Genomic DNA, 25,046 nt, shown 5'->3' with positions numbered 1-25,046 from the left:
AAAAAAACTGTTCCCCATTTTCTATCGGGGAACAGTGTGTATGTTATTAGTTGCCGAAGTATTTTTTCACAGTTGCCAATACGTCAGATTCCATAATGACTTTGCCGTATTCTTCTAGACGGTGGATCGTCACTTGGGATAAAGAGCCATATTCTGAAATGAGGCTGCAGAAATCGGATTTATCGTCATCATCCATTTTCGATTCATCATAAATCACGTATAGATAGAATTTATTTTCAAATGAATAGAGAGATGATTCAACTGCGTATGGGGGAATGATGTTTGACAGTGGAATGAGGTTTTCGAACTCTTCAAAGACGAACATATCGGACGTCCATACAACAGGCTCATCATTCAATTCATTCATAAGTTGTTCGGAATCGGCAAACATGCTGGGATCTGGTTCGAAGGTCTTTCGGGAATCATCCATGCTTAACTGGGCATCTGATTCGTCATTGTCCGAAAGTTGCGCCCGCGTCACGGTTACTTCAATTCCGTTATTCATCGCATGGACTTGAATCCATAATGGACCTTCCACTTCGAATTCGGTCTCATCGTTGATTTCGTCCATCATCTCCCAGAAGAGCTCTTCACTTTTGTCACGATTGTACCAAACCTCTTCCCGTGTAAAGCCCCGTTCCTCAATGTCGATATACGATAAGTAAAACTTTACTGTATTATCATTGATTCGCTCTATTTCCATCCCTTTTCTCTCCCTTCCTTACAAACAGGCTTGTGCCCATTTCGTTATTTTCGCAATAAACCTGCAATGCTTATACTTATCATATGACCATCCCGGAGGTTTTGAAAGGGTTATCCTCAGGTGGACGGATAATAATCAATTACGCCTCGTCGTAACTGCGTACAGATTTCAAATTAGTATCTCCTTTAAAATCTGTGACATCCGCCGCGAGACAGAACATAACTCAGTTGGTTTTTGCTGAATTATGTTACTAGCATTGTAGAGAACATTTGCATGATTAGCAAGGGAAAATTAAAAAGCTGATAGGATTGGCGTAATGCCTGTCAACTCCCTATCAGCTTTACTATGTCTACTATTAGTTTACCATGCGCCGCGCTTCAAGAAGCTGATAGGCCCTTACTTTCCGAGGTAGGAAGCGTCTGATTTCATCTTCATTATACCCTACCTGAAGCCTTTTTTCATCTAGGATGATCGGTCTTCTTAATAGGCCCGGATGTTCTTGAATCAATTCATATAAACGTTGCAGTGGAAGGCTTTCCACATCTACATTCAGTTTTTGGAAGATTTTGGAGCGAGTCGAGATGATTTCATCTGTTCCATCTTCTGTCATACGTAAAATCTGTTTGATTTCATCGATATTCAACGGTTCAGAGAAAATATTACGTTCAGAATATGGAATTTCATGCTCTTCTAACCATGCCTTCGCTTTTCTACATGATGTGCAACTTGGTGAGGTAAATAATGTAACTCCCATTCGCTGACACTTCCTTTCAGTCGGCTAACTATCTTATATTTAGAAAAATTAAATTAGAATTATTTTAAAGTAATAAGCTTAACTCCTATTATACACATATTCATTCTCAATGAATACACTTTTTCACAAAAAAGTGGAACAGATGGTTTACTTGTCACAATTCCGCAATATTATAGGGTTTACAGCTCCTTCAACTATGTACTTTAACACTTCTTTACTGTTATACCCGATGGAAGAAAAGTTTAAACATCAATGATTGAAATAATTCTTTTCTCATTTAGATTTCCTCGAATGAAAAATATCATTCCACAACTAGTAGTACGACATAGAAGCCTGAAAAGTTCCAATATACATCAAAAAAACTCCGGAAACCTTTACTTCAGGCTCCCGGAAGAAGATTAAGGCGTGTAGTCTACGCCCTCTGTATATTTATTCTTCGCATTCCATAAAAGGAACTCATCAATGCCATTTTCTTTCAATGCTTTGATTTGCGCTTCGACCTCTTCTTTCCCATAGCGAAGATAATTCCCACTCCCTAGCCAAGGTGCACTGAAATCCTGTAGCCAAGGACGGGAAACCGGCGGATTATCAAGCGCACCCAGCTTGGCATTCTCCACCTTCGCATATTCCGCTACAAGGCGGTAAGGTTCAAGATCGGGCTTCGCAATACCGAAATAAGATGTCCAATGGCTCGGATAAATCATCGAGGAAATGACATCAACATTCTCGGAAATCTTCGAGAAGTTCTGCCCGATGCCAGGTGCTTCGGGCAATGTTGCCGCGTAGCCGAAAATATCGACCGAAACGTCCACGTCATAAGGTTTTAATTGCTCTCGTGCATATGCCACGAAATCAGTCACCGCTTCAACCCTGCGCTGGACCGGGTCTAGTTCAGACTCTTTATAGTCATCCATCGAGTATTTCAACGTTTCATGCCGTTTTTCGAATCCTTCCGGAAAACGGACATAATCGAACTGGATTTCCTTGAAACCCACCTTCGCCGCTTCAATTGCGATGTCGACGTTATGATCCCATACTTCCTTCATGAACGGATTGACGAAGGATTCGCCCCTGCCGTTTTTCCACACTTTATCACCATCCATGAATGACAGTTCGGGACGCTTCTCCGCGAGAACGCTATCTTTGAACACGACAATTCTTGCGATTGGATAGACCTTCCGCTCCTCAAGCGTCTCTAGCATCTTCCGCGGATCTTTTATGTATGGTTTCCCAATGCCCATGTTGAATAACGGCGAATCCTCTTGCGGCTTATATGTTAAATAACCGAAGTCTTCTTTAATGTCAATGACCATTGCATTCAAGTCCGTCGAATCAATCAACTTCAGTAATCTCTCGAAAGCGGAGCCCCCTGCCGAATGCCCCGTCACGTAAACACCCCGCACTGCATCAGGATAGTCAAATACGAGTCCCGAATCATGTGTGTATAATTTTGAACTGGCAACAATCCCCTCGTCTATTTCTTCAAAACCATATGTACGTTCAGCAAATACAATAGAGGTCTTTGTCTCATCCGCTTGAACCGACAGTGGCATAGCCAATGCACTCGCAAGCAATAACGAGCTGACCCATTTCATTTTTTTCATCTGACACATCCTCTCTCTTTCACTCATTCTATCAAAGCAAAAAAAATATGAATAGGTAAAGTCATCAATTCCCTTGATTTCCTGTCGAAAAACCTGTTTTTTTGTCGAATCATCCTTAAGTGGCCAGGGATTGCATATAGTATAGAACCGACTAGATTTTTAATTTGCTTTATTCTTCAAGCCGTATTATACTTTTGACAACTATTACGAAAAGCGAAGACGGAAAGAGTATTCTTGTCGCGGCATTGAAGAGAGCCTGTGGTTGGTGCGAACAGGCATGGCGGACGAGAGGAATTGGGTTCCCGAGCTTGACTGGCGAAAAAGATCTTTATTCATTATCCAGTAGCCAATCACGTCTCCCCGCGTTAAGGGGTTTGAGTGGCCTGCTTGCAGGCTGATTCGGGTGGTACCACGGTTGATTCACATCAGTCGTCCCTTTTTTAGGGATGGCTGATGTTTTTTTATTCTTTTTTTTTATTATTGATTTTAGGTACTTCTGTTTATTGAAGCGAAAGGCGGCGACTCCTGCGAACGCCGTCACGAAGAACGGCGTTTGCGAGCAAAAGCCAAGCGTTGCGAGCAGGAAGGGGCTGCCTTAATTTCTGCAAAGAACGCAGAAATACGGCAAATCGAACCCTTCGCTGTTCGATTGGAAAGCGTCCGCCTGAAGCGAAGATTAACAGTATTTATTCAGAGGAGGAATTTTACATGAAAACAATTTTTTCGGGCGTTCAGCCCACAGGGACAGTAACATTAGGGAACTACATCGGGGCATTTAAGCAATTTACGGAGCTGCAACACGAATACGACTGCCGATTCTGCATCGTCGACCAGCACGCAATCACCGTACAGCAAGACCCGGATGAACTTGCGAAGACGATTCGTTCACTCGCTGCCATCTATATCGCCAGCGGCATTGATCCAGAGAAGTCGCTCCTGTTCATTCAATCGGAAGTGCCAGCGCATGCCCAGGCTGGATGGATGATGCAATGCATCTCCTATATCGGCGAGCTAGAGAGGATGACTCAGTTCAAAGATAAATCTGACGGGAAAGAAGGAGTATCTGCCGGCCTTCTCACGTACCCGCCTTTGATGGCTGCGGATATTCTCATCTACAATACCGACATCGTTCCAGTCGGAGACGATCAAAAGCAGCATGTCGAATTGACAAGGGATCTCGCCGAACGCTTCAATAGACGTTATGGTGAAGTGCTTACCATCCCGGAAGTGCGCATACCGAAAAATGGCGCGCGCATCAAATCATTGCAAGACCCATTGAAGAAAATGAGCAAGTCGGATCCGAATAAAAAAGGGACGATTTCGCTATTGGATACACCGAAGGAAATCGAAAAGAAAATTAAAAGTGCGGTGACGGATTCGGATGGTATCGTGAAATTCGACGTAGAAAACAAGCCGGGTGTTTCAAACCTATTGACAATTGAATCGGCATTAAGCGGCATCTCGATTGCCGACCTTGAATCGAAATACGAAGGGCTTGGCTATGGCGCATTCAAAACGGGTGTTGCCGAGGCTGTCATCGGACATCTTACACCTATCCAGGAACGCTATGAGGAGCTTCTCAATTCCTCTGAGCTTGATGTCCATCTTGATCGCGGAGCCGATAAAGCGAATGCGATTGCGTCCGCCACACTTAAGAAAATGGAGTATGCGATGGGGCTCGGAAGAAGACGGTAATCGCAAGAAGTATGACTGCCATTACAAAAAGCGTGAAGTCAGCCGTTTGGATAATGAACAGCAGGATCTGCTTCCAGCTATAGCCGAGCGATAGATAATTGAAATAGAAGATCATATGTGTAGTCGTAATGACTATGAGTCCGTAACTGATGAGGAAGAAGAAGATACGTGTCATATATACATCGCCCTTTTGCTTTTCTTCCATTGTATGAATGAAAGCTCCCCATTTAGAAGAATCCTAAATGGGGAGCTTTTCATCTATTCGTTCATATTTTCTTGAATACGAGTGAAGCGTTATGTCCTCCGAAGCCGAGGGAATTGCTCATCGCATATTGGATATCCGCTTTCCTTGCTTGGTTGACGACATAGTCGAGGTCGCATTCAGGGTCTTCATTCACGTAATTCATTGTAGGTGGAAGAATCCCTTCCTGCAATGCCTTCACCGTGAAGATTGCTTCCAATCCTCCGGCAGCGCCGAGCAGGTGTCCCGTCATCGATTTCGTCGAACTCATAGCTAGCTTATACGCATGTTCGCCGAAGACCGTTTTCGCTGCAAGCGTTTCGAACAGGTCGTTATACGGCGTGCTCGTTCCGTGTGCATTGATGTAATCGATTTTGTCCGGGCTGATTTCCGCTTCATCGATTGCTTGACGCATTGCGCGTGCTCCGCCTTCACCTTCAGGAGCTGGAGCAGTAATATGATGGGCATCTCCTGTTGAACCGTACCCGACGATTTCCGCATATATTTTCGCGCCGCGTTTCACTGCATGCTCGTACTCCTCTAGAATGAGGATGCCCGCGCCTTCACCGATGACAAAGCCATCCCTTTCCTTATCAAATGGACGGGAAGCTGTTGCCGGATCAGGATTCAATGACAATGCTGTATTTGCACAGAAACCGGCTACGGCCATCGTCGTGATCGGAGCTTCTGCACCACCCGTGATCATGACGTCCGCATCTCCGCGTTTAATGACTTCGAATGCGTCACCGATTGAATTTGTTCCGGATGCACAAGCAGTCACTGTGCATGAGTTGATGCCTTTCGCGCCCAAATGGATTGACACTTGGCCTGAAGCCATGTCAGGAATCATCATTGGAACGAAGAACGGGCTGACCCGGCGGTATCCTTTTTCTTGGAACGTCTTGAACTGCTGCTCATGTGTTTCCATGCCGCCAATGCCTGAACCGATCCAAACACCCGTACGCAATCCAGTCTCTTCATCCAATTCAAGATTCGCATCTTTCATTGCCATGATGGATGCTGCGAGCGCATAGTGCGTGAAACGGTCCATCTTCCGCGCATCTTTCCGCGGGATATACTCTTCGATGTCGAAATCTTTCACTTCCGCAGCAACTTTCACTGGGAACTGTTCACTGTCCAGTCTTGTGAGTGGGCCGATCCCGGATTTTCCGTTCAATACCGCTTCCCATGATTCCTCTGCGGAATTTCCTACTGGAGAAACTGCTCCAACCCCTGTAATGACTACACGACGTCTTTCCATTATTGAAAACTCCCCTTCATTTTTACAAATTTAATTACTTATAATGCTTCGTTCAAAAGTGTATCTCTAATTTACTTTAGTATATAGTAATCCGAAGTTATTTTCCCCATTTAATGCAGAGCGCACCCCATGTTAGACCGCCGCCGAATCCGACAAGTACGATGATATCATCATCTTTCACGCGGCCTTCCTGCAGGTCGTCGTATAATGAAATCGGAATGGACGCCGCCGAAGTATTTCCATATTTATGGACTGACTTGGACATTTTTTCAATCGGCAAGCCAAGCCGTTCGCGCGATGCCTCCATAATACGGATATTCGCTTGGTGTGGAATCAAATAATCGACATCCTCCGTCGTCAGACCCGCCTTTTCCGTAACACTTACGGCTGATTCGCCCATTTGACGAACTGCAAACTTGAACACTTCACGTCCGTTCATATGGAGGTACTTATCTTGGTATAGGTGTTTGCCTCCGGTACCATCGGCTCCTAATTCAAAGGATAGGATTCCCCGGCCTTCGCTCACTTTACCGACTACTGCTGCACCGGCACCGTCCCCGAAAAGGACTGCCGTGTTGCGGTCTTCCCAATCCGTGATTTTTGACAGCTTCTCTACCCCGACTACGAGTACATGTTCATACGTTCCTGCCTCAACGAAATGCTTAGCCGTAACGACTCCGTACATGAATCCTGCACATGCCGCTGACACATCCATCGCGGCTGCATTTTTCGCGCCTAATCGCTCTTGGATCATAGTCGCAACGGATGGGAAAGGACGATCCGGCGTCACCGTAGCAACGATGATCATTCCGATGTCTTCCGGGTGGAGGCCCGAATTTTCAATAGCACTTACCGCCGCTTCATACGCCATATCGGACGTATTGGTATTATCATCGGCGATGCGCCTTTCTTCAATGCCGGTGCGCGTACGGATCCATTCGTCCGTCGTATCGATGCGCTGTTCAAGATCATGGTTTGTTACAACTTGTGAAGGAACAAATTTCCCTATGCCGATCAATCCTGCATTCATCTTACATACCCCGTTCCTTATCATCTATTATTAGTACCTGGTATTAATTATAGAAGATTACAGTCTGTTTTTCAATATGTCGACACGATTTCGCCAAAGAATATATCGACAAGGCATAATTTTGTTTATAGATGGGACGTGCTATGGTATGATTACGAGGAAATAGTTACGATGAGGTGAATTCGATGAAATACATCATGGCATTTGTTTGGTCTTTTCTACTTGTAACGATGGTTAACTATGTAGCAGGTTCAATCGCCGGTATGGCTTTCGACTTCAGAGCGGGACTTGTCGCTTCGATCGTCTTGGCAGTCATCATCCTTTGCATTACTGCAATCACTCCAGACGGAGAAGTCGCAGATTATTGACCATCCGTAAAGCCGTTCACTTCAGTGTGGATGGTTTTTTTATTTGTAGGAATGAAAACTAATTGCTTCTTAATGAAAATTAAGGAAGAATGAGTACTTCTCACCCGATAACGAGAACTCTTCGACGTTAAACGAGAACTTGCCCCCCGGTAACGAGAACTCTTCGACGTTAAACGAGAACTTGCCCCCGATAACGAGAACTCTTCGAAATAATTAATTCAAAAAAAGCCCTGGACACCGATTCGATATCGGCATCCAGGGCTTATATTATTTCTTATCAATCTGCAACTTTCCATCTTCCATCCGCAGCACCAACTTCTCATCATCTCTCAAGTCGCCTTTGATGATTTCCTTAGCGACAGCTGTTTCGACGTGGCGTTGGATGAAACGCTTCAACGGTCTTGCGCCAAACTCTGCGTCCGTACCTTCCCGGACGATCCAGTCAACAACGTTGTCACTGTATTCCAACTCGACTTCCTGTTCATCCAGCCGTTTCACAAGGTTCTCAAGCATCTTCTTGGCAATCAAACGGAACGAGTCGCCTGATAATGAATGGAAGATGATAATGTCGTCCATCCGGTTCAGCAGCTCCGGTTTGAAATGGCCGCGCAGTTCCGCCATGACCAAATCCTCGGCGGCATGCTCATCAGAATCGAACTGGCCTTGCAGCAAGTATGCGGATCCGATGTTGGACGTCATGATGACGACCGTGTTCGTGAAGTTGACGAGCCGTCCTTGGCTATCGGTTATGCGGCCGTCGTCCAAGATTTGAAGCAATATATTCGCGACATCAGGATGCGCCTTCTCGATTTCATCCAGAAGAACGACTGAGTACGGATTGCGGCGTACCGCTTCCGTCAGCTGTCCACCCTCTTCATAGCCGACATACCCCGGAGGCGCCCCGACGAGCCGGGACACGCTGTGCTTCTCCATATATTCGGACATGTCGATCCTGATGAAATGGTCTTCCGAATCAAATAACGTTGCAGCGAGCGTTTTGGCAAGCTCCGTCTTCCCTACCCCAGTCGGACCGAGGAACAGGAATGATCCAATCGGCTTGTCAGGATCCTTGATACCCGCACGTGCGCGCCAAACCGCTTCCGTAACGAGCTGGACGGCATCATCCTGACCGATTACCCTTTCTTCCAACGTCTCACGAAGACGGAGCAATTTTTCCCGTTCCCCTTCAACAAGCTTCGTAACCGGGATGCCCGTCCAGCGAGCGACAATCATCGCGATTTCATCCTCCGTCACTTCTTCCCGCAACAATCGGCTATCAGAGTTAGTGATGAGTGACGCTTCCAATTCATGAAGCTGCTTTTCAAGCTCAGGAATCTTGCCATATTGGAGTTCAGCCGCTTTATTCAAATCAAAACGGTTCTGTGCGTCCTCCAACTCGCGGCGGTACCGGTCTAGCACCTCCCGCTTTTCCTGGATGCCACGCAGCGCCTCTTTCTCTTTGTTCCACTGTTCGCGCATGCCAGCGGAAGAATCCTTTAACTCCTGCAACTCATCACGGAGCGCTTCAAGACGCGTCTGACTGATGGCATCCTTCTCTTTCCTCAATGCCTGTTCCTCGATTTCAAGCTGCATGATCCGGCGTGTGACCGAGTCGAGTTCTTGAGGCATAGAGTCGATTTCCGTCCGGATCATCGCGCTCGCTTCATCCATTAGATCGATCGCTTTGTCCGGCATGAATCGTTCTGTCAAATAGCGGTCCGATAATGTTGCGGCAGCAACCAATGCCCGGTCATGGATTCGGACTCCATGATGGAGCTCAAAACGTTCTTTCAAACCGCGAAGGATCGAAATCGTATCTTCCACGGAAGGTTCGCGCACAAGCACTTGCTGGAAGCGGCGTTCCAATGCAGGGTCCTTTTCGATATACATTCGATATTCGTCAAGCGTTGTCGCCCCGATGCAATACAGCTCTCCACGCGCAAGCATAGGCTTCAACATATTGCCCGCATCCATCGCGCCTTCCGTCTTCCCGGCCCCGACAATCGTATGGATTTCATCGATGAAAAGGATGATTTCTCCGTCACTTTCCTTCACTTGCTTCAATACGCCTTTCAATCGTTCCTCGAATTCCCCGCGGTATTTCGCTCCGGCGATAAGGGAGCTCATATCGAGTTCAAAAATCTGCTTATCCTTCAAACCTTCCGGCACGTCGCCTTTGACGATCCGTTGGGCAAGACCTTCGACAATTGCCGTTTTACCGACTCCGGGTTCTCCAATCAGTACTGGATTGTTTTTCGTTTTTCTCGATAAAATTCGAATGACATTCCGGATTTCCTCATCCCGTCCAATTACCGGGTCCATTTTGCCGTTCTTCACATCTTCAACGAGATTTCGGCCAAATTGTTCAAGTGGTGTACGTTGGTCTTCTTGTACGCCATCCATTCTCATATACATTCACCTCATTAATTTGACTTTGACTATCTTTGATTAATTAAATTATATGCTTTTTATTCCAACAAGTAAAGCATTCCGCATGCTTAATTTCCCCTGTACCGATGGGAATAAACACAAAACAAAAAAGGCTGCCTGACATAAGTCAAACAACCTTTTTCTTGTTCAAGTAACGTATTATTATCGTACGCCGAGCGCCATTTTCGCATAGCGCGACATCTTATCCCTCGACCATGGCGGGTTCCAAATAATATTGACGTCCGCATCCTTCACTTCAGGCAATTCCATCAGTTCCTGTTTGATGTTGGAAACGATTTGCGGCCCCATCGGACAACCCATTGAAGTTAATGTCATTGTCACTTTGGCAGTGCCTTCTTCATCAAGCTCCGCATCATAAACAAGCCCCAAATTGACGATATCAATTCCGAGCTCGGGATCGATCACGTTTTCCAGAGCACCCATCAAGCTGCCCTTCATATCATCATTCATTGAAATTCCCCTTTCCGAATCTGTTCTCCCTCCATCATAGCAAGGATACCCTATTCATTCAAATAAGATGCGAACCAATCAGCGGCACGCAGCATGCCCATTCTAGAAACGGCGTGGCCAGCCGTCGGATCCGCCATGAACTCAAATTGCTCAGGAGCATCCACATAATCCTTCTTCGCTGCTTTATAGAAATTGAATGTCGGTTCAAACGGGACGGTCGTATCATTTTCTCCATGCCAAAAGTAAACGGGACGATTATTGAGCTTTTTCCTTTGTTTGGTCAAATCAAAAATGGCGAGTGTATTAAGCAAAGATTTCCGTTCTTCATCGGTAATCGGCAATTTGAAGCCGCGCCGTTCGAACTGTGACATCTGCGCCTTTGCAAGTTCGACATATCCTGGTGCACCCATCATGACTGTCGCGACATCGATCCACGGATAAGCAGTCAAGCAGCCGAGCGTCGTAATTCCGCCCATTGACGTCCCACCCATGCCGATTTTCGAGACGCCTCTCTCCTGCAACTCCTTATGAAGGACATCCATTTCCTCAATCGACGTCAGGACGATCTCCCAAAAACGAAGACTCAACTGGACTTCATCCAACCCTTCATCCCGCGAGCCATGTAGATGGGCATCGGGCAACAGGACGCGAAATCCATTCTTTGCAATATTATATGCGTAATGCAAATTATGCTCTTTGGCACTTGTGAAGCCGTGCAAAAAGATAACTGTTGGTATATTGCTATTTTCGTGTCGCTCATCCACAATATGTAATAATGGTATATTGCTCCAATTTTCTTCTTTTACAATCATGCAAACACCTTCTGTACTTTTTCTAAATCGTACCAAAGTTTTACTAGAAAAACAAAAAGGACGGTTTCCCTCCGGAATGTTTTGACTTGCTCCGATAGATAACGCTAAACTGGACAATATAAGGTGAAGCGATTGAGGAAATGGGTATACAACATAGAAACTTTCCAAAGGGGGCAAAACTATGAAACCGCATTTGATTGTCCTCGACTTGGACGGGACATTGCTGACGGACGAGAAAGTAATCTCAGAAAAAACTGCACATACATTGAAACGGGCGGAAGAACAAGGGCATCAGGTGATGATTGCGACTGGCCGGCCGTATCGTGCTAGTTCGATGTACTATCGCCAGCTTGGATTGAAGACTCCGATCGTCAATTTCAATGGCGCATTCGTGCATAACCCAACTGACCGTTCTTGGAAAAATGTCCATGAAACGATTCCTCTCCCTGTCGTCAATGATGTCGTTGATGCACTGCATGATTTCCGTTTCCACAACATAATAGCGGAAGTGATGGACGATGTGTACTTGCAATATCACGATGAAAAGCCACTGGATATTCTCACCTTCGGAGATCCAGTCATCAAGCAAGGGGACATCCGACAGGCATTGCAAGTCGAGCCTACAAGTTTGCTTATTCAGGCGGATCCAAAAAATGTAGAACCAATCCGGAGACATTTGGCCGAGGTCTATGCCGAGGCAATCGACCATAGACGATGGGGCGCGCCATGGGCTGTCATTGAAATCGTGCGCCACGGGTTGAATAAGGCGGTCGGTATTTCACATGTCGCCAAACATCTTGGAATTCCGCAGGAACGAATTATTGCTTTCGGAGATGAAGACAATGACCTTGAAATGATTGATTACGCGGGCGTCGGCGTTGCGATGGGCAACGGGATCGACAGACTGAAATCCATTGCGGACGAAGTGACGTTGACGAATAATGAAGATGGCATTGCAGAAGTGTTGAAGGAACGATTGTTATTATCAAAACAAATATAAAAAGAATATAAGGGGGATCCACAATGAGAATTTTTGCTGATAGTGGTTCAGATTTACCGAAATCATTTTTCGATGAAAACGATGTGACGCTCATTCCATTACGTGTCTTGATCGATGAAAAGGAAGGCGATGATGTCCTTGAAATTGATTCGAAGGAAGTATTTGACGCCATCCGCAATGGGAAACATCCGAAAACATCGCAAGCTTCCCCGGAAAAGTTCCATTCCACTTGGAAAGAGCTTGCAGAGTCCGGAGAAGATGGATTGTATATCGCTTTCTCGTCCGAGCTATCAGGAACGTATAACACTGGCGTGATGATGAAAGACCAAGTAAAAGAAGGTAATCCGAACATGAACCTCGTCCTCATCGATTCACGCTGTGCTTCACTTGGATGTGGACTTCTTGTAAAGGAAGCTGTGCGCTTGAGGGATGCGGGAGACGATGTCCGGACGATCGAACGTAAAATCCGTGACATGGCTGCCCATATGGAGCACCTATTCACAGTCGAGGACCTTGATTATTTGGCGAAAGGCGGACGTGTATCGAAGGCGAGCGCATTCATCGGCGGCCTCTTGAACATCAAACCTTTGCTTCATGTTGAAGGCGGAAGGCTTGTACCGATCGAAAAACATCGCGGCCGTAAAAAAGTTCTTCGCCGCATGCTCGAGCTGATCGAAGAACGCGGTGCCGAATTATCGAAGCAGACGATCGCCATCAGCCACGGGGATGACGAAAGCACAGCTTTGGAAATGAAAGCGCTCATTGAAGAGAAGTTCCAGCCGAAAGGTGTGGAAGTCCATATGATCGGATCTGCAATCGGATCTCATGCCGGACCTGGCACAATTGCAATCTTCTTCTTGAATAAATAAATACTACTAAATGAAAAATGCCTCTTCTGACATGGCCATCACCACGTCCGAAAAGGCATTTTTTTCAATTAAACGGTTTTAGTATCCGCCCTTAGTATCCGCCCTTCTCTTTTCCCGCCCTTTTTTTATGACGAGGAATAGGAAGCCGAGGAACATGACGTAGACGAGAATTGATGCGATCAAGTAAGGCGTATTGAAGCCTTTATCGTCATCCGCGATATACACTTCTGCCAGCTCCCTGTCCAAAACGACGTGGAACATGCCATCATCTGTTTCCCGGATGAGATCTCCATCCAAAACGCCTCGCAATTTCTTGTTCTCGCCGATCTTATCGACAGGGATTGCCAAATTGGACGTCTTGGATGTGTTGTTAATGGCAATCAGCCAAGTTTCATCCTCGGAAGTACGCTTATAGATGAGGAACCCATCTTCATTGTGCAGCATCTCGAAGTCCCCGCTACGCAGTGTTTCTGACTCATTTCGGAGCAGATTCAAATTGCCTATCAGATCTTTGAATTCCATGTCCGTCTTGAAATTGAATAGCGGGTGGCTTTCAGGAGCTTCTTTTCCGTTCACCGCAATCTCCGTACCGTATGTCATTAGGGGGACGCCTGGAAGCGTAAACAGTGCAGTCGCCGCAACTTTCCACCGGGTAGGCGGGAACATCCGTGCTTCCACGATATCGTATGTAAAGCGTGGACCCGTCAAGTCGTCGTATTGAAGCAATTCCTTCTTCCCAACTTCTTTGAATAGATCCATTGGGGAGGAATCCGGATCGAATCTCACGTAGGACTCACGGAGCGCCTGCATCTTAGCATCGCTCGGTTTCAAGTCAAACGCTGCCCCGCTTTCTTCATTCGTTAAAACGTAAGCGCCATCTTTGGCATTGTGGATTGCTTCGATCATTTCATTCAAGAAAGCTTCATCGAAACCTTCAAGCTTTGTCAGACGGATTCCGTCCAACTCATAAGCGGTGATGAAGTCTGTCGCGGCTTCAATCAAAGCATCCTTTACATTCCGATCGCCCGGATTCCAATTTACAGTTCCGTCTGCGGAATGGATGGACTTATAGGTCTGATCTTTCGCCCATTCATGCTCTGCGCTTACTTTCCCGAGAGGAAAATCGGCAATCACTTTCATTTTCTTCTTATGGATTTCCTTCACTAATGCACCGAGCTCTTCCTCCGTGCCGAAATGAGGCTCCAATTCCGTATAAGACAGCGCTCTGTTTCCATCATACGTCTCCGTCTTGAAGACGGGACCTAACGAAATCATCGTAAAGCCCATGTCAATAATATGCTGCAAGCGTGCTTGGATACCGATAAAATCGCCGCCATTGAAGGCGTCTCCTTTTTGCGTATCGACATCGATGTCGTTCCTTCCAACACCATTATTGAAACGGTCCACCAACAGATCATATATGCTTTCATCCATTATACTGTGTTCCGACTTGGCAGCAGCACCAGCTGGTGTTAGTGCGGAAATGAACAATAAAAAAATGGCAGCTACGCCAATCAAACGTTTCCTATTCACGATAAAGCCTCCTCAAACGAGCTATCTCTTGCCATTTTAACAAAACGGCGCTCTCCCCGCCACGGAATGGAATGAAAAATCCTTGTGGAGCTAAATAAATGAGTCGGATTTGTGAATAAGGACGACAAAAAACCGCCGGCTAACCGGCGGTTTCAATGTCAATCTTAGATTAGAAGAATTCAAAGCCCATCGGCAATTTGAATCCTAGATACATTGTTGCAAATAGGAAGACGAAGAATAAAATCCACAACGTTGTCACTTTCTTCCCCTTTTGGGAACGTACGAGAACCATTTCCATCATTCCGATCGTCAAGAAGCCGAGCAGGAATTTAATGCCGTATTCCATTCCTCTGCCGTAATCCATGCCTTTAATGAAGAGTGCGATTCCTGAAATAAGGATGAGCACGTAGAAAAGGCGTGAAATCATATGGGTGATCTTTTTCCCTTTCGTTCCGTTCGCCATGACAGCCGCAACGAGGAAAAGGATTATGCCGACGACCCATGTGAAAATATGAAAATGGGGAGTGCTAGATAAAAAGTCCAAACTGTTCACCTCATCATTAATCAATTTCGCCTCGGCGAAATTGCGTCCGGATTTTGAATTGTGCTTGCACAATTAACTCTCTTCAAAATCCGTGACATCCGCCGGAGGCTTTATCTATGTTTAGCAGGCGTCTGAACGCCTGCTGAATATAGATAAATTCCTTTTAATCCTATCATAGAAAAGCTTTCCAGAGTAGGAAATGAACTCATACAAATCGATTGACGAGCGTACCGATGCCTTCAACAGAAATCTTCACCGTATCACCGGCTTTCAGGAATTCCGGAGGGTTCATCCCTTTTCCGACCCCTGCAGGCGTGCCTGTCAAAATGACATCACCCGGCTCAAGTGTGACAAATTTCGAGATTTCGGCAATCACATCGTCGATCTTGAAGATCATATCGGCTGTATTTCCGTTTTGACGGACTTCATCATTCACTTTTGTGACGATCGAAAGATTATGCGCATCCGGAATTTCATCCTTCGTAACAATATAAGGACCTAACGGGCAAGCGCCATCCAAGCTTTTGCCGAGGAAGAACTGCTTATGTCCGTACTGAATGTCCCTCGCCGTAAGATCGTTCGCAATTGTATAGCCGAATACGTGATCATACGCGAGCTGTTTCGGGATATTGCGCCCTTTCTTGCTGATGACGATCGCCAATTCGCCTTCATAATCGAGGCTATCTGTAAGATCCGCGTGCGCCGAAAGCTCCTGCTCATCTGCAGCGATTGCTGTAGGCGATTTCGTGAAAATCAATAACTTTTCAGGCGGCGCATCCGACCCCATTTCAGCGGAATGGTCGGCGTAGTTCTTACCGACACCGAGAACGTTTTTCGGTGTGCGCGGAATCGGTGACAGCCACTCGATTTCAGTGAATGCGTACTTGAATTGTTCCGGATTTTCACTATTCCGAGCTTGCTCGGCAAGTTTCCTCACCTTTTCAACAAACTCCAAACCTCCTGCAATGCCTTCGATGATTGTTGAAGGGAAATCCGTTTCGCCAAATGCTTTGGCAATCGATTTCACATCCCAGACCGCTTCCTCTTTCTTCACTTTCGGACCGAATAATGTCTTTCCTTCAAACCGGAACGATAACAGTTTCATGTACAAGCCCATCCTTCCCTATAATGTGGATAACCTTTTCATTCAATTAAACATTCTCCAGGTACATAACTACATTTCTACAAAGCTTGCCTTTTCTCCTCTTTTTTCGGCATGTTTTTCCCATATGTCCCTTTCCGCCATAGCCATTCGAAAGGGCCCATCCGGAATTTCAACAACCAAAGCTCGGCGAAGATGACTTGGATGGCAAAAATGCCGACAGCAATCATTGTTCCTGTCTCTAAATCCACTTTTCCATACAGTCCGAAGCCGTAACCATAGAATAGGAGAGTTGCAATAATTGATTGCATCAAGTATGTCGTCAATGACATGCGCCCCGCTTTTGAAATCGGCCGGAAGATCGTTCGGAAAACAGGCAATTGACAGAGCAGGATAATGACAGATGCATAGCCAATCGCCAGAATTGGTCCGCCAATCAGCTGCTGGATCAGTGTATTATGGTAGGCAAATCCGTCCATATACGGCCATGACTTAATGAAAATACCGGCCGCAAGAGCGATGAGGCCGACTATAGCAATTTTGCCTTTCAATTCCGCCGCTTGTTCAAACAGCTTCCACTTTGAGAACGCGGCTCCTAGCATGATTAATGGCAGCACCATGAATACGCCTAGGAAGGAACTCGACAATCCGATGAGCAGCCATTCCGTCATTCGGAAAACGAGCGCTTCGCCGTAAGACCCGTGCGCATACGCCGTAATCGCCAATTCAATCCGTTGGATGTCTACGAACCCTTCCATTAACTGGTTAGGATTAAGCTTCTCCAGCAAATAGATGCCGCCGATAACAAGGAAGGTCGGAAGCATATAGACGATGAGCGCAATCCATAGCAGCCATTTTTTCGGTACGCGAACGATCGCCAGCATGATGAAGCCCATGAGCGCATAGGTGAATAAAACATCACCCGACCAGATGAACAGCGCATGGATCAGGCCGAATCCCATAAGGATCGCAAGTCGCCTCGCCATCATCGGCACGTAAGACGTACCATTCGCAATCGCTTTTTCGTATTGCATATTCAATCCATACCCGAATAGCATTGCGAAAATTGGATAAAAACTTGTTTCCACAAAAATATTGATCAGTTTGTAAGATGCCACATCACTCGGCGTACTGAAGTACGAATGGGCATCGATATAAAAATAAGGTGAATGGAACGTGAGCATATTTACAATAAAAATACCGAGGAGCGCAAAGCCCCTCAAAGTATCCAACGCTTCAATGCGATTTCCAATCGTTGGTGTTACATTCAAACCGATTCCTCCTGAACATGCATAATCCTCGCCCCGTCAAACAAATAGAGGACCATTTCTTTTATTTTGATTCCCGCGATCGATTCGACCGCTTTTTTATAAAGACTCAATTGGATGCCATATCGCTTTTGCATTTCAGCTTGAATCTCTTCTTCGGACCGGAATCTTCCGCGGATCCTGTCTGTCTTATAATCGAGCAGCACCCATCCATCTTGTTCTTCAAACAGGCAGTCCGCGATCCCTTGTAGAATTTGGTGATCTCCGTCTTTTCCGTCATAAGCATACGTGAATGGCACTTCCCTGAGTGTCCTTGCAGATTGCGACAGCCTCTTGAATAGCGGTGTCCCAAAAAATTGGACGACCGCCTTCACATCGACTGCATTCGCTTCTTCCAGCGTCAATAATTGGCGCGCCGTAAATTCAGTGACAAGCCGATCCACGTCTTGTACGGTATGGGTCTTCGACAGATCGATATGCTGCATGATCGTATGCATCGCGGTACCGATTTCCGCCCGCGACAGCGCACGTGACTGCATGAATGCTGGGCGGTCATGCAAATAAGGTGTGCTCACTTCATCATCCTTTGTTGTGAAGAAGTCGTCGAAGTCCGGTTCCATTTCGAGCAGCGCCACCCTTTTCAGGTCGCTCACCGTCTGCTTGGATCGCTTTTCAACGGAAGCCATGAACGGATAGACATAGTCGAATCTCCGTTTCACCTCATCGGACCAATCCGCGTCAATGACAGTTTCGGTCGTTGTCGGCACAGGTCTATCGACAGTTTCTTCCTCCTGTTCTTCCATCATCAGGAATGAAGAGACTGGATACGCCGCAATTTCCCATTTAGAAGGATCATCAACCGGACGGCCTCCATACATGAAACCGAATTTCTCGAAATCCGGATGGCGTGCGATGGCCGGCCCCACCCAATCCAAATAACCGTTTGCACGGGATCGTGTATATTCCGGCAGCATTTCGCCCGCCTCAATCAGCTGCGCGTCTTGCCAGCTGCCGATCGCCTTTTCAATATCCTTGACGGTGGCAATCAATTCAAGATGCTCTTTCGCCCTCGTCATCGCTACATACAGCACGCGCATTTCCTCCGCCCGCATTTCAAGCTCCTTCTTCTCTTTCATCGCTAGGAATGGAAGGGATGTGTATGTAATGCGCAACTCAGGGTCGATCGCCTTCACCGCCAGACCGAAATGCTGGTCGAATAAGTAAGGTTCGTTGAAGTCCATCTTATTGAACTGCCTGCCCGCTCCCGCGACGAACACGTACGGGAATTCGAGCCCTTTCGATGAGTGGATTGTCATAATCCGGACGACATCCTCCGTCTCGCTGACGAAACGGGCAGCGCCGAGATCATCTCCGCGTTTCTGCATACGGTCGATGAATCGAAGGAAGCGGAATAGCCCGCGGAATGACGTCTTTTCATAATCGATGGCACGGTCATGCAGTGCGCGTAAATTCGCCTGCCGCTGCTTCCCGTTCGGCATTGCGCCGACCATTTCATAATAGTGCGTATCGGCATACACTTGCCAAATGAGCTCAGATAACGAACCGCGTCTAGCAAGATTGCGCCAATCCTCGAACATGAGGAAGAACCGTTGCATTTTCACTTGCGTTTCTGCAGAAATCCCCGCCCCACCTGTCGCCATGAACAATTTCAGCGCCTCGTAGAATGGTTTGTTTTTCGCCGTTAGCCGTACTTGCGCCAACTCGTTTTCCGTCATGCCGACAAACGGTGAACGAAGGACAGAGGCGAGCGGAATATCCTGATATGGATTGTCGATGACACGCAGCGTGTTGAGCATGATCATCACTTCGATCGCCTCAAAATAACCGCGCGACAATTCTGCGTAGATTGGGATGCCCGCAAGCTTGAACTCCTCGGCAATTTCTCCGGACCATGTCATCGAGCGCATCAGAATGATGATATCCCGGTATTCGAGCGGTCGCCGTTTATCCGTGAACGCATCCGTCACTTCCGCTCCCGAAGCCATTAGCTCTTTGATTCTCCGGATCATATATCTTGCTTCCGCCTGCGAGCTTTTCAAACTTTGCCCTGTCAGCTCTGTCGCTTCGTCTTCCATGTCCTCTTCGTCAGCTTCATACAGTAACGTCAATGCTGCCGGTGATTCCTTATCAGGGTAGCGGGCGCCATATTTCAAAGCGGCGGCTTCATCGTATTCGACTTCGCCGACCCGTTTCCCCATCACTTGGGAAAAGATGAAATTCGTTGCGTCAAGCACTTCCCTCCGACTTCGGAAGTTTGCGTTCAAATCAATTTTCAGACCGTTTTCTTCATCATTCGACGTAAAACGATTATATTTCCCAAGAAATAGTCCCGGCTCCGCCAGTCTGAACCGATAAATCGACTGCTTCACGTCGCCGACCATGAACAGATTCCCGTCCGACTCGCTGCCGCGCTTCACTAATTGGATGATTGCTTCCTGCAGCAGATTGACGTCCTGGTATTCATCGACAAGGACTTCCGCAAATCTGTTTAAATAATCAACTGCGATGTCAGACGGTACAAGTTCCCCGTCCTTCTCCATGGCAAGAATCTGCAATGCAAAATGCTCCAAATCCGAAAAGTCGACAAGACCGCGATCCATCTTTACGTCGCCATATCTCTTTCCGAATTCGATGACGAGCCCGACAAGCGTGTGCATCATCGGAGCCATAAGACGGATTTCGTCCAATAGGCGCTGCGGTGTCCTTGTAAAATACGATTCTTTCAATGAATTGATGATTTTCTTCACGGAATCGCGGAGCGCTTTCGCCCGTTTTGCCAATTCCTCATCGCAAGTGTTCTTTCGGATCGTGCCTGCCTTCACCCATGTGAGAGAGCCGAAGAACGCATACGTATCTTCCCAAGTCCCCTCTTCAATCCTGCGCTTCGCTTCCCTGATCCATTGCAGATCAGCGTCGGCTGTCGCAGCTAACGGTTCGGGACCTTCCGGCATCAATGCGATCCGCTTCATGTCTTCTGTCAGATGAATCGCTTCCTCGAGTGTGTGGCGGATCGCCGTCTTCAATGGGCCGATGAAATCCAGCTCGTCAATCGTCACTTCATCATCAAGCTCATATTGCATCGGAATCATCCGCAGCCATCTTTCCGGCGACGGATGCACGCGCGAATAGTCGTACAGCCTGTCAATGAGCGTCTCGATCGACTGGTCGTTCCGATCCGACGTGAAGCTGTCCGCAAGCCGGTACATCGCTTCGGGGTTTTCTGCATTATAAGCATCTTCAAGCACTTCACCGATCGTATCGTCCCGCAGCAATGCCGCTTCCGTACTATCCGCGATGCGGAACCCAGGATCGATTTCGATCAAGTATGCATATTGGCGGACGACGTTCAGACAGAAGGAGTGCAATGTGGAAATCTGCGCTTTATTCAACAGGCTTAGCTGCCTGCGCAAATGGATGGAGTCCGGATTAGCGGCAATTGCCTCTTCCAACGCTTCTGCCATCCGGTGGCGCATTTCCGCAGCCGCAGCGTTTGTGAATGTGACGACGAGCAGTTCATCCACATCAATCGGATTGTGTTCACTTAACACTTTCTCGATCATCCGAGTAATGAGTACCTTCGTCTTCCCAGAGCCTGCCGCAGCCGACACGAGCACATCTTTCCCCGTCGCCCAGATCGCCTTCCACTGGGCATCCGTGAATGTCACGTCTGCCGGTTTAACTGGAATGTCCATCTTCATTCACATCCTTTCGCATCTTCTCAAGGGATTCCTCCGGGTTCAGGCTGTCATAATGCCTGTATTTCTGCTCGGGATTCGTCGGGTCGAACTGACACACCGAACGGTACGAGCAATATTGGCAAGGCATCTTATCCTTCAAACGGTACGGATACACGCGGGCATCCCCTGCAAGCATCCCGTCCCCTGCCTGCCGGTGGCGCTGCCTCACGAACTTGCGGACGATTTGTAGATCTTCCGTCGACAGCACTTTCGACGCTTTCGTAAACGTCCCGTCTGTCTTCAACGCAGCCGGAATGACAGTTGACGTCTTGCCGAGCTGTGCATCCATTCCCATGACAACATCGGGGTCATCAAGCAAATAGCCCCTCATTTTATAGGACTTCAATATCTCTTCTTCAATTAAATCCTCTGTCATCTCAAGCTCCGTACGGATCATCGGGTTATGGACATGCAAATAGAGCACGCCCGCCGGATCTGCCTTGAAGCCGATCCATTCCTCCGCATGCTCGACGGCGACATCGAGATACGTCAGCATCTGCAAGGAGATGCCGTAATAGACGTCGGTCAGATCAAGCTGTTTCGAAGACGATTTATAGTCGACGATCCGCACATAATTCTTTCCGTCGATTTCGGTCGCATCAACCCGGTCGATCCTGCCGCGTAAATTCATTTGATTGCCCCGGCGTAACGGAATTTCAAGAGGCGGCAATTGCTCCCCCGGTCCGAACGCCGCTTCGATTGCAATCGGGCGGAACATGCTCTTTGTCGACTGTTTGCCAAGTGCAAAAATCGTTCGCATCACGATATGCGTCAATTTTCGGCGGATGTAATGATAGCGGCTTGTCGACAATAGAATGCGGTTAAAGAACATCGGCGTAATATGCTCCATCGCGTCCCTCGCCAATTGCCAGCATTGCTCCTTCGACAACTCCGTCCATGACCTGCCTGTCCGGTTCATTTCATCCGACACCCATTTCAGTGCAGCATGGAATAAATCTCCGATCGACGGCGCTTCAAGTGTGAATTCCATCCGTTCCTGCAAGCCGAGTCCATACGAAGCGAAATGTTGGAACGGACAGCTGTAATACGATTCAATACGTGAAACACTCGATACAAAATTCTTGCCATACAAGCCTTCTGTAATAGCTGGCGCAAGCCGCTCCGTTTCATTGCGGTCATGCATTGGCTTCGTAATGTATTGCAAGACGGACGACCATAAAGGATCATCCTCGTAATAAGCGAGCACCGCCCGCCATTCAGCTGCAATCTCGCCGGTCTGCTCCGCTTCCTTCACTTTCATCGATACGTACGGAAGCGCAGTTCGAGGGTGGATAATATAATCGGCCTGCTCTTCTTCATTCAGCAATTCGGACGGATCCGTCACTGCCAACTGCAGCCCGTCCCCCGGCAGAACTTGCTGTATGCGCGAGATATAAAGCGATGGCAGCAATGATTTCCCTTCTTCGTCCGCGATCGGATAGGAAATGAAAAGCTTGTCCCTCGACGATGTGAATGCCCGGTAGGCCATATAGGATTCATCCATAAGCTTCATTTTAGAGGATGGAGCAAGCTCGATGCCGTTTATCGCAAACCATTCCCTGTCCGAGTCCGACAAGAGCCCTTCCGAGTCGATCCGTTGGGGCAAAACGCCGTCATTGACGCCGATGACAAATCCCACTTCAATTTCCATGAGGCTTGCAAGCTCGATCGTCGTCACTGTCACTTGATCGAGCGAAGGCGGAATGCGCGTGAATTCGAGCGTATCGAACCCTTCATCCAAAATCCGCGCAGCTTCCTTCAAGTCCATTTCCTTGTCCCCGAACATGAGGACAAACTGGTCAAGGACATTGATCCACGAATTCCAAGCCTGTTCATGCTCTGTCGCGTTCAGCAGACGGCCCGCACGCTCTTCATCAGCGCTCAAATCAATGATCTTATCGAATACTTGCAGTGATTCCATGAATAAAAACAGTGCTTCCGCGACATCGCGGCCACTTTTAGAACGTTTCAGCCTGCCTTCCAATTGCGCAAGCGACTCCCGGACCAGGTCCCGGATCAGATGCAACTCCCGCTCGAGCGCGAGTTCCTCATCTGTCTGCACAGTAGTATGCAATTCCAGCCCGCGATACCGCTTCACTTTCCATCTTGCTTCATCGAACCATCGATTGCCGTAAAGCCCATTTGCAAGCACATAATTTTCAAGGCGGTCCGCCCTTTCCCGCCAAAGGAGTTTATCTTCCCGATGCGGAAAGAACAGATCCGTCTTCACTGCACGGAATATCGATTCATATGTCCAGCCCGCCGTAACAGCTTCAAGGACAGACCTAGAAAACTCAATGAGAGGATGATGCAGCATCGGCTTTTTCCGGCTGATGAACACCGGAATATCATATTGCGAAAAAATCGTTTCAATGAGCTCATCGTATTTGTCAGGTTGCCGGTACAAAATCGAAATTTCCTTATATCGTCCGCCCTTCATGACGAGTTCGCGGATATTCCTTGCCACCGCATGGATTTCCGCCCGCCGATCCGTCGCTTCGATCAATGAAACCGCCCCTTCGGAAGGTCTTTCCTTCGGAGGATATTTCTCGAACTCTTTCTCGAAGTGGCGAAGCTCGTCATTATTGAATCGAAGAGGTTGGTCCAAATGGATCCCCTCTTCGATGTCGACTGATTCATTACGAGCAATCTCCCGGAGCTTCATTGATGTTCGCACAGGATTGAAGAACAACTCGTGATCCGCATGCCCCGATAAATCGGACTCCATCGGCAAGACGACAGTCACCCGATTCCCATGCTTCATCAATTCCGTAATGATTTCATACTCTCTCGCCGTGAAACTCTCAAATCCATCTATATAAATCTCTGCGCCTTTTATAAGCTCCGAGTGCTTAATCTGAGAAGCTAGCAACGCCAAATGCCCCTCGCTGTCGACATAAGAAGTGCCGAGACGTTCCTCGATTTTCGATACAAGCAATGAAAGATCGCTCACCTTGTCCTGCAAAGTGCGCGGGGCATCGGCAATGGCCAACTGCTGGCGGAATTCGGCCAACGTTTCCCGGTCAAGGCAATAGCGGCTGAACTCCTTCATGAGATCGCCTATTCTTTCCGTGAAGCCTCTCTTATTCGCTGCCTGCTTGAACAGCTTCAGCTCTTCCCGGTTCTCCTCCAGTACGCTCCGAACGAGCATCCTGTAGCCGAACCCGTCGACTTCTTTACGAGTAATGCCACCCGTCTCCTGCAGCACACGCCACGCAAGCCGCTTGAAAGTGGATACTTGCGCACGGATCAAGCCATTCAGGCCAAAATTCACTGACAAGCTCAGCTCCATGGAATACGACATCTGATCAGGCACGATCAAAATGACTGCCGGCCCCAAAGGATCCCGTTGAAGATCCGCCGCAATCTCCCGCTCGATCATCGTCGTCTTACCCGTCCCGGCTCTCCCGGTCACAAACCGCAATGTCATGGCACTCTCTCCTTTCGTAAATCAATTACGCCTCGGCGTAATTGCGTCCAGATTTTGAATTGAGGCCAACAGGATGTTGGTCATGCAACCGTTGCCGCAGGACGCGGCGTACTTAGGTTGCCCTCATTAACTCCCTTCAAAATCTGTGACATCCGCCGGAGGCTTTATCTTCA

Annotated in this window: 19 protein-coding genes and 1 other annotated feature; of the genes, 4 read left to right on the top strand and 15 right to left on the bottom strand. The window is 47.6% G+C overall.

Features of this window, described 5'->3' with window-relative positions; translation table 11 throughout:
* Positions 1 to 46 precede the first annotated feature (46 nt).
* The 3 genes from mecA to M3152_RS04355 all read right to left on the bottom strand — a co-directional run bounded on the left by mecA (position 47) and on the right by M3152_RS04355 (position 3,061).
* A complete protein-coding gene (mecA, locus tag M3152_RS04365; RefSeq protein WP_251693972.1) occupies positions 47 to 703 on the bottom strand; it encodes an adaptor protein MecA in 657 nt (218 codons plus the stop codon).
* A gap of 355 nt (positions 704 to 1,058) precedes the next feature.
* Positions 1,059 to 1,457, bottom strand: coding sequence for a transcriptional regulator SpxA (spxA, locus tag M3152_RS04360; RefSeq protein ID WP_060206922.1), 399 nt, complete (start codon positions 1,455 to 1,457; stop codon positions 1,059 to 1,061).
* A 398-nt stretch (positions 1,458 to 1,855) separates the two neighbouring features.
* Entirely contained in the window at positions 1,856 to 3,061 is a 1,206-nt protein-coding gene (locus tag M3152_RS04355) for a putative glycoside hydrolase (RefSeq protein ID WP_251693971.1), read from the bottom strand.
* Positions 3,062 to 3,268: 207 nt separating this feature from the next.
* Positions 3,269 to 3,501 (top strand) — a binding site (T-box leader).
* A gap of 268 nt (positions 3,502 to 3,769) precedes the next feature.
* On the opposite strand from M3152_RS04355, the gene trpS reads away from it, so the two are divergent.
* Entirely contained in the window at positions 3,770 to 4,756 is a 987-nt protein-coding gene (gene trpS / locus M3152_RS04350; RefSeq protein WP_251693970.1) for a tryptophan--tRNA ligase, read from the top strand.
* Here trpS and M3152_RS04345 read toward each other — a convergent pair.
* The 3 genes from M3152_RS04345 to M3152_RS04335 all read right to left on the bottom strand — a co-directional run bounded on the left by M3152_RS04345 (position 4,713) and on the right by M3152_RS04335 (position 7,288).
* Positions 4,713 to 4,931 carry a hypothetical protein gene (locus M3152_RS04345; RefSeq protein WP_251693969.1) on the bottom strand — a complete coding sequence of 73 codons (219 nt, stop codon included), beginning with the start codon at positions 4,929 to 4,931 and terminating at the stop codon, positions 4,713 to 4,715. The genes trpS and M3152_RS04345 overlap by 44 nt on opposite strands.
* A gap of 91 nt (positions 4,932 to 5,022) precedes the next feature.
* Positions 5,023 to 6,258, bottom strand: a complete 1,236-nt coding sequence (gene fabF, locus M3152_RS04340; protein ID WP_251693968.1) for a beta-ketoacyl-ACP synthase II — start codon at positions 6,256 to 6,258, stop codon at positions 5,023 to 5,025.
* Between the two features lie 97 nt (positions 6,259 to 6,355).
* The gene (locus M3152_RS04335) at positions 6,356 to 7,288 is read right to left on the bottom strand and encodes a beta-ketoacyl-ACP synthase III (RefSeq protein ID WP_251693967.1); all 933 of its coding nucleotides are present in this window, start codon (positions 7,286 to 7,288) and stop codon (positions 6,356 to 6,358) included.
* Between the two features lie 185 nt (positions 7,289 to 7,473).
* On the opposite strand from M3152_RS04335, the gene M3152_RS04330 reads away from it, so the two are divergent.
* Entirely contained in the window at positions 7,474 to 7,656 is a 183-nt protein-coding gene (locus tag M3152_RS04330) for a DUF2929 family protein (RefSeq protein ID WP_251693966.1), read from the top strand.
* A 267-nt stretch (positions 7,657 to 7,923) separates the two neighbouring features.
* On the opposite strand, the gene M3152_RS04325 is transcribed toward M3152_RS04330, so the two are convergent.
* From M3152_RS04325 to M3152_RS04315, 3 genes are all read right to left on the bottom strand, one after another.
* A complete protein-coding gene (locus M3152_RS04325; RefSeq protein WP_251693965.1) occupies positions 7,924 to 10,071 on the bottom strand; it encodes an ATP-dependent Clp protease ATP-binding subunit in 2,148 nt (715 codons plus the stop codon).
* 177 nt (positions 10,072 to 10,248) lie between these two features.
* Complete coding sequence (locus M3152_RS04320) at positions 10,249 to 10,557, bottom strand: metal-sulfur cluster assembly factor (protein ID WP_251693964.1); 309 nt, start codon at positions 10,555 to 10,557, stop codon at positions 10,249 to 10,251.
* A gap of 50 nt (positions 10,558 to 10,607) precedes the next feature.
* A complete protein-coding gene (locus M3152_RS04315; protein ID WP_251693963.1) occupies positions 10,608 to 11,369 on the bottom strand; it encodes a prolyl oligopeptidase family serine peptidase in 762 nt (253 codons plus the stop codon).
* 181 nt (positions 11,370 to 11,550) lie between these two features.
* Between M3152_RS04315 and M3152_RS04310 the strand changes: the two genes are divergently transcribed.
* Both M3152_RS04310 and M3152_RS04305 read left to right on the top strand, forming a co-directional pair.
* On the top strand, positions 11,551 to 12,369 hold the full coding sequence (locus M3152_RS04310; RefSeq protein ID WP_251693962.1) for a Cof-type HAD-IIB family hydrolase: 819 nt from the start codon (positions 11,551 to 11,553) through the stop codon (positions 12,367 to 12,369).
* Between the two features lie 23 nt (positions 12,370 to 12,392).
* Positions 12,393 to 13,238, top strand: coding sequence for a DegV family protein (locus M3152_RS04305; protein ID WP_251693961.1), 846 nt, complete (start codon positions 12,393 to 12,395; stop codon positions 13,236 to 13,238).
* Positions 13,239 to 13,316: 78 nt separating this feature from the next.
* Here the strand turns inward: M3152_RS04305 and M3152_RS04300 are convergent, their stop codons facing one another.
* The 6 genes from M3152_RS04300 to addB form a co-directional block, all read right to left on the bottom strand.
* Positions 13,317 to 14,771, bottom strand: a complete 1,455-nt coding sequence (locus M3152_RS04300) for an alpha-amylase family glycosyl hydrolase (protein ID WP_251693960.1) — start codon at positions 14,769 to 14,771, stop codon at positions 13,317 to 13,319.
* A 169-nt stretch (positions 14,772 to 14,940) separates the two neighbouring features.
* The gene (locus tag M3152_RS04295; protein WP_251693959.1) at positions 14,941 to 15,315 is read right to left on the bottom strand and encodes a YisL family protein; all 375 of its coding nucleotides are present in this window, start codon (positions 15,313 to 15,315) and stop codon (positions 14,941 to 14,943) included.
* A gap of 205 nt (positions 15,316 to 15,520) precedes the next feature.
* Complete coding sequence (locus M3152_RS04290) at positions 15,521 to 16,420, bottom strand: fumarylacetoacetate hydrolase family protein (RefSeq protein WP_251693958.1); 900 nt, start codon at positions 16,418 to 16,420, stop codon at positions 15,521 to 15,523.
* A gap of 77 nt (positions 16,421 to 16,497) precedes the next feature.
* The gene (locus M3152_RS04285; RefSeq protein WP_251693957.1) at positions 16,498 to 17,688 is read right to left on the bottom strand and encodes a DUF418 domain-containing protein; all 1,191 of its coding nucleotides are present in this window, start codon (positions 17,686 to 17,688) and stop codon (positions 16,498 to 16,500) included.
* Positions 17,685 to 21,404 carry a helicase-exonuclease AddAB subunit AddA gene (addA, locus tag M3152_RS04280; RefSeq protein WP_251693956.1) on the bottom strand — a complete coding sequence of 1,240 codons (3,720 nt, stop codon included), beginning with the start codon at positions 21,402 to 21,404 and terminating at the stop codon, positions 17,685 to 17,687. Before addA ends, M3152_RS04285 begins: the two co-directional genes overlap by 4 nt.
* Positions 21,382 to 24,873: a helicase-exonuclease AddAB subunit AddB gene (gene addB, locus M3152_RS04275; RefSeq protein ID WP_251693955.1), complete on the bottom strand. Its 3,492-nt coding sequence runs from the start codon at positions 24,871 to 24,873 to the stop codon at positions 21,382 to 21,384. The genes addA and addB overlap by 23 nt, the downstream gene beginning before the upstream one ends.
* Positions 24,874 to 25,046: the final 173 nt, after the last annotated feature.

It is taken from the genome of Sporosarcina luteola (assembly GCF_023715245.1).
Lineage (GTDB): Bacteria > Bacillota > Bacilli > Bacillales_A > Planococcaceae > Sporosarcina > Sporosarcina luteola_C.
The sequence above is the reverse complement of the archived record's forward strand: the minus strand, read 5'-3'. Positions and strand labels throughout refer to the sequence as shown.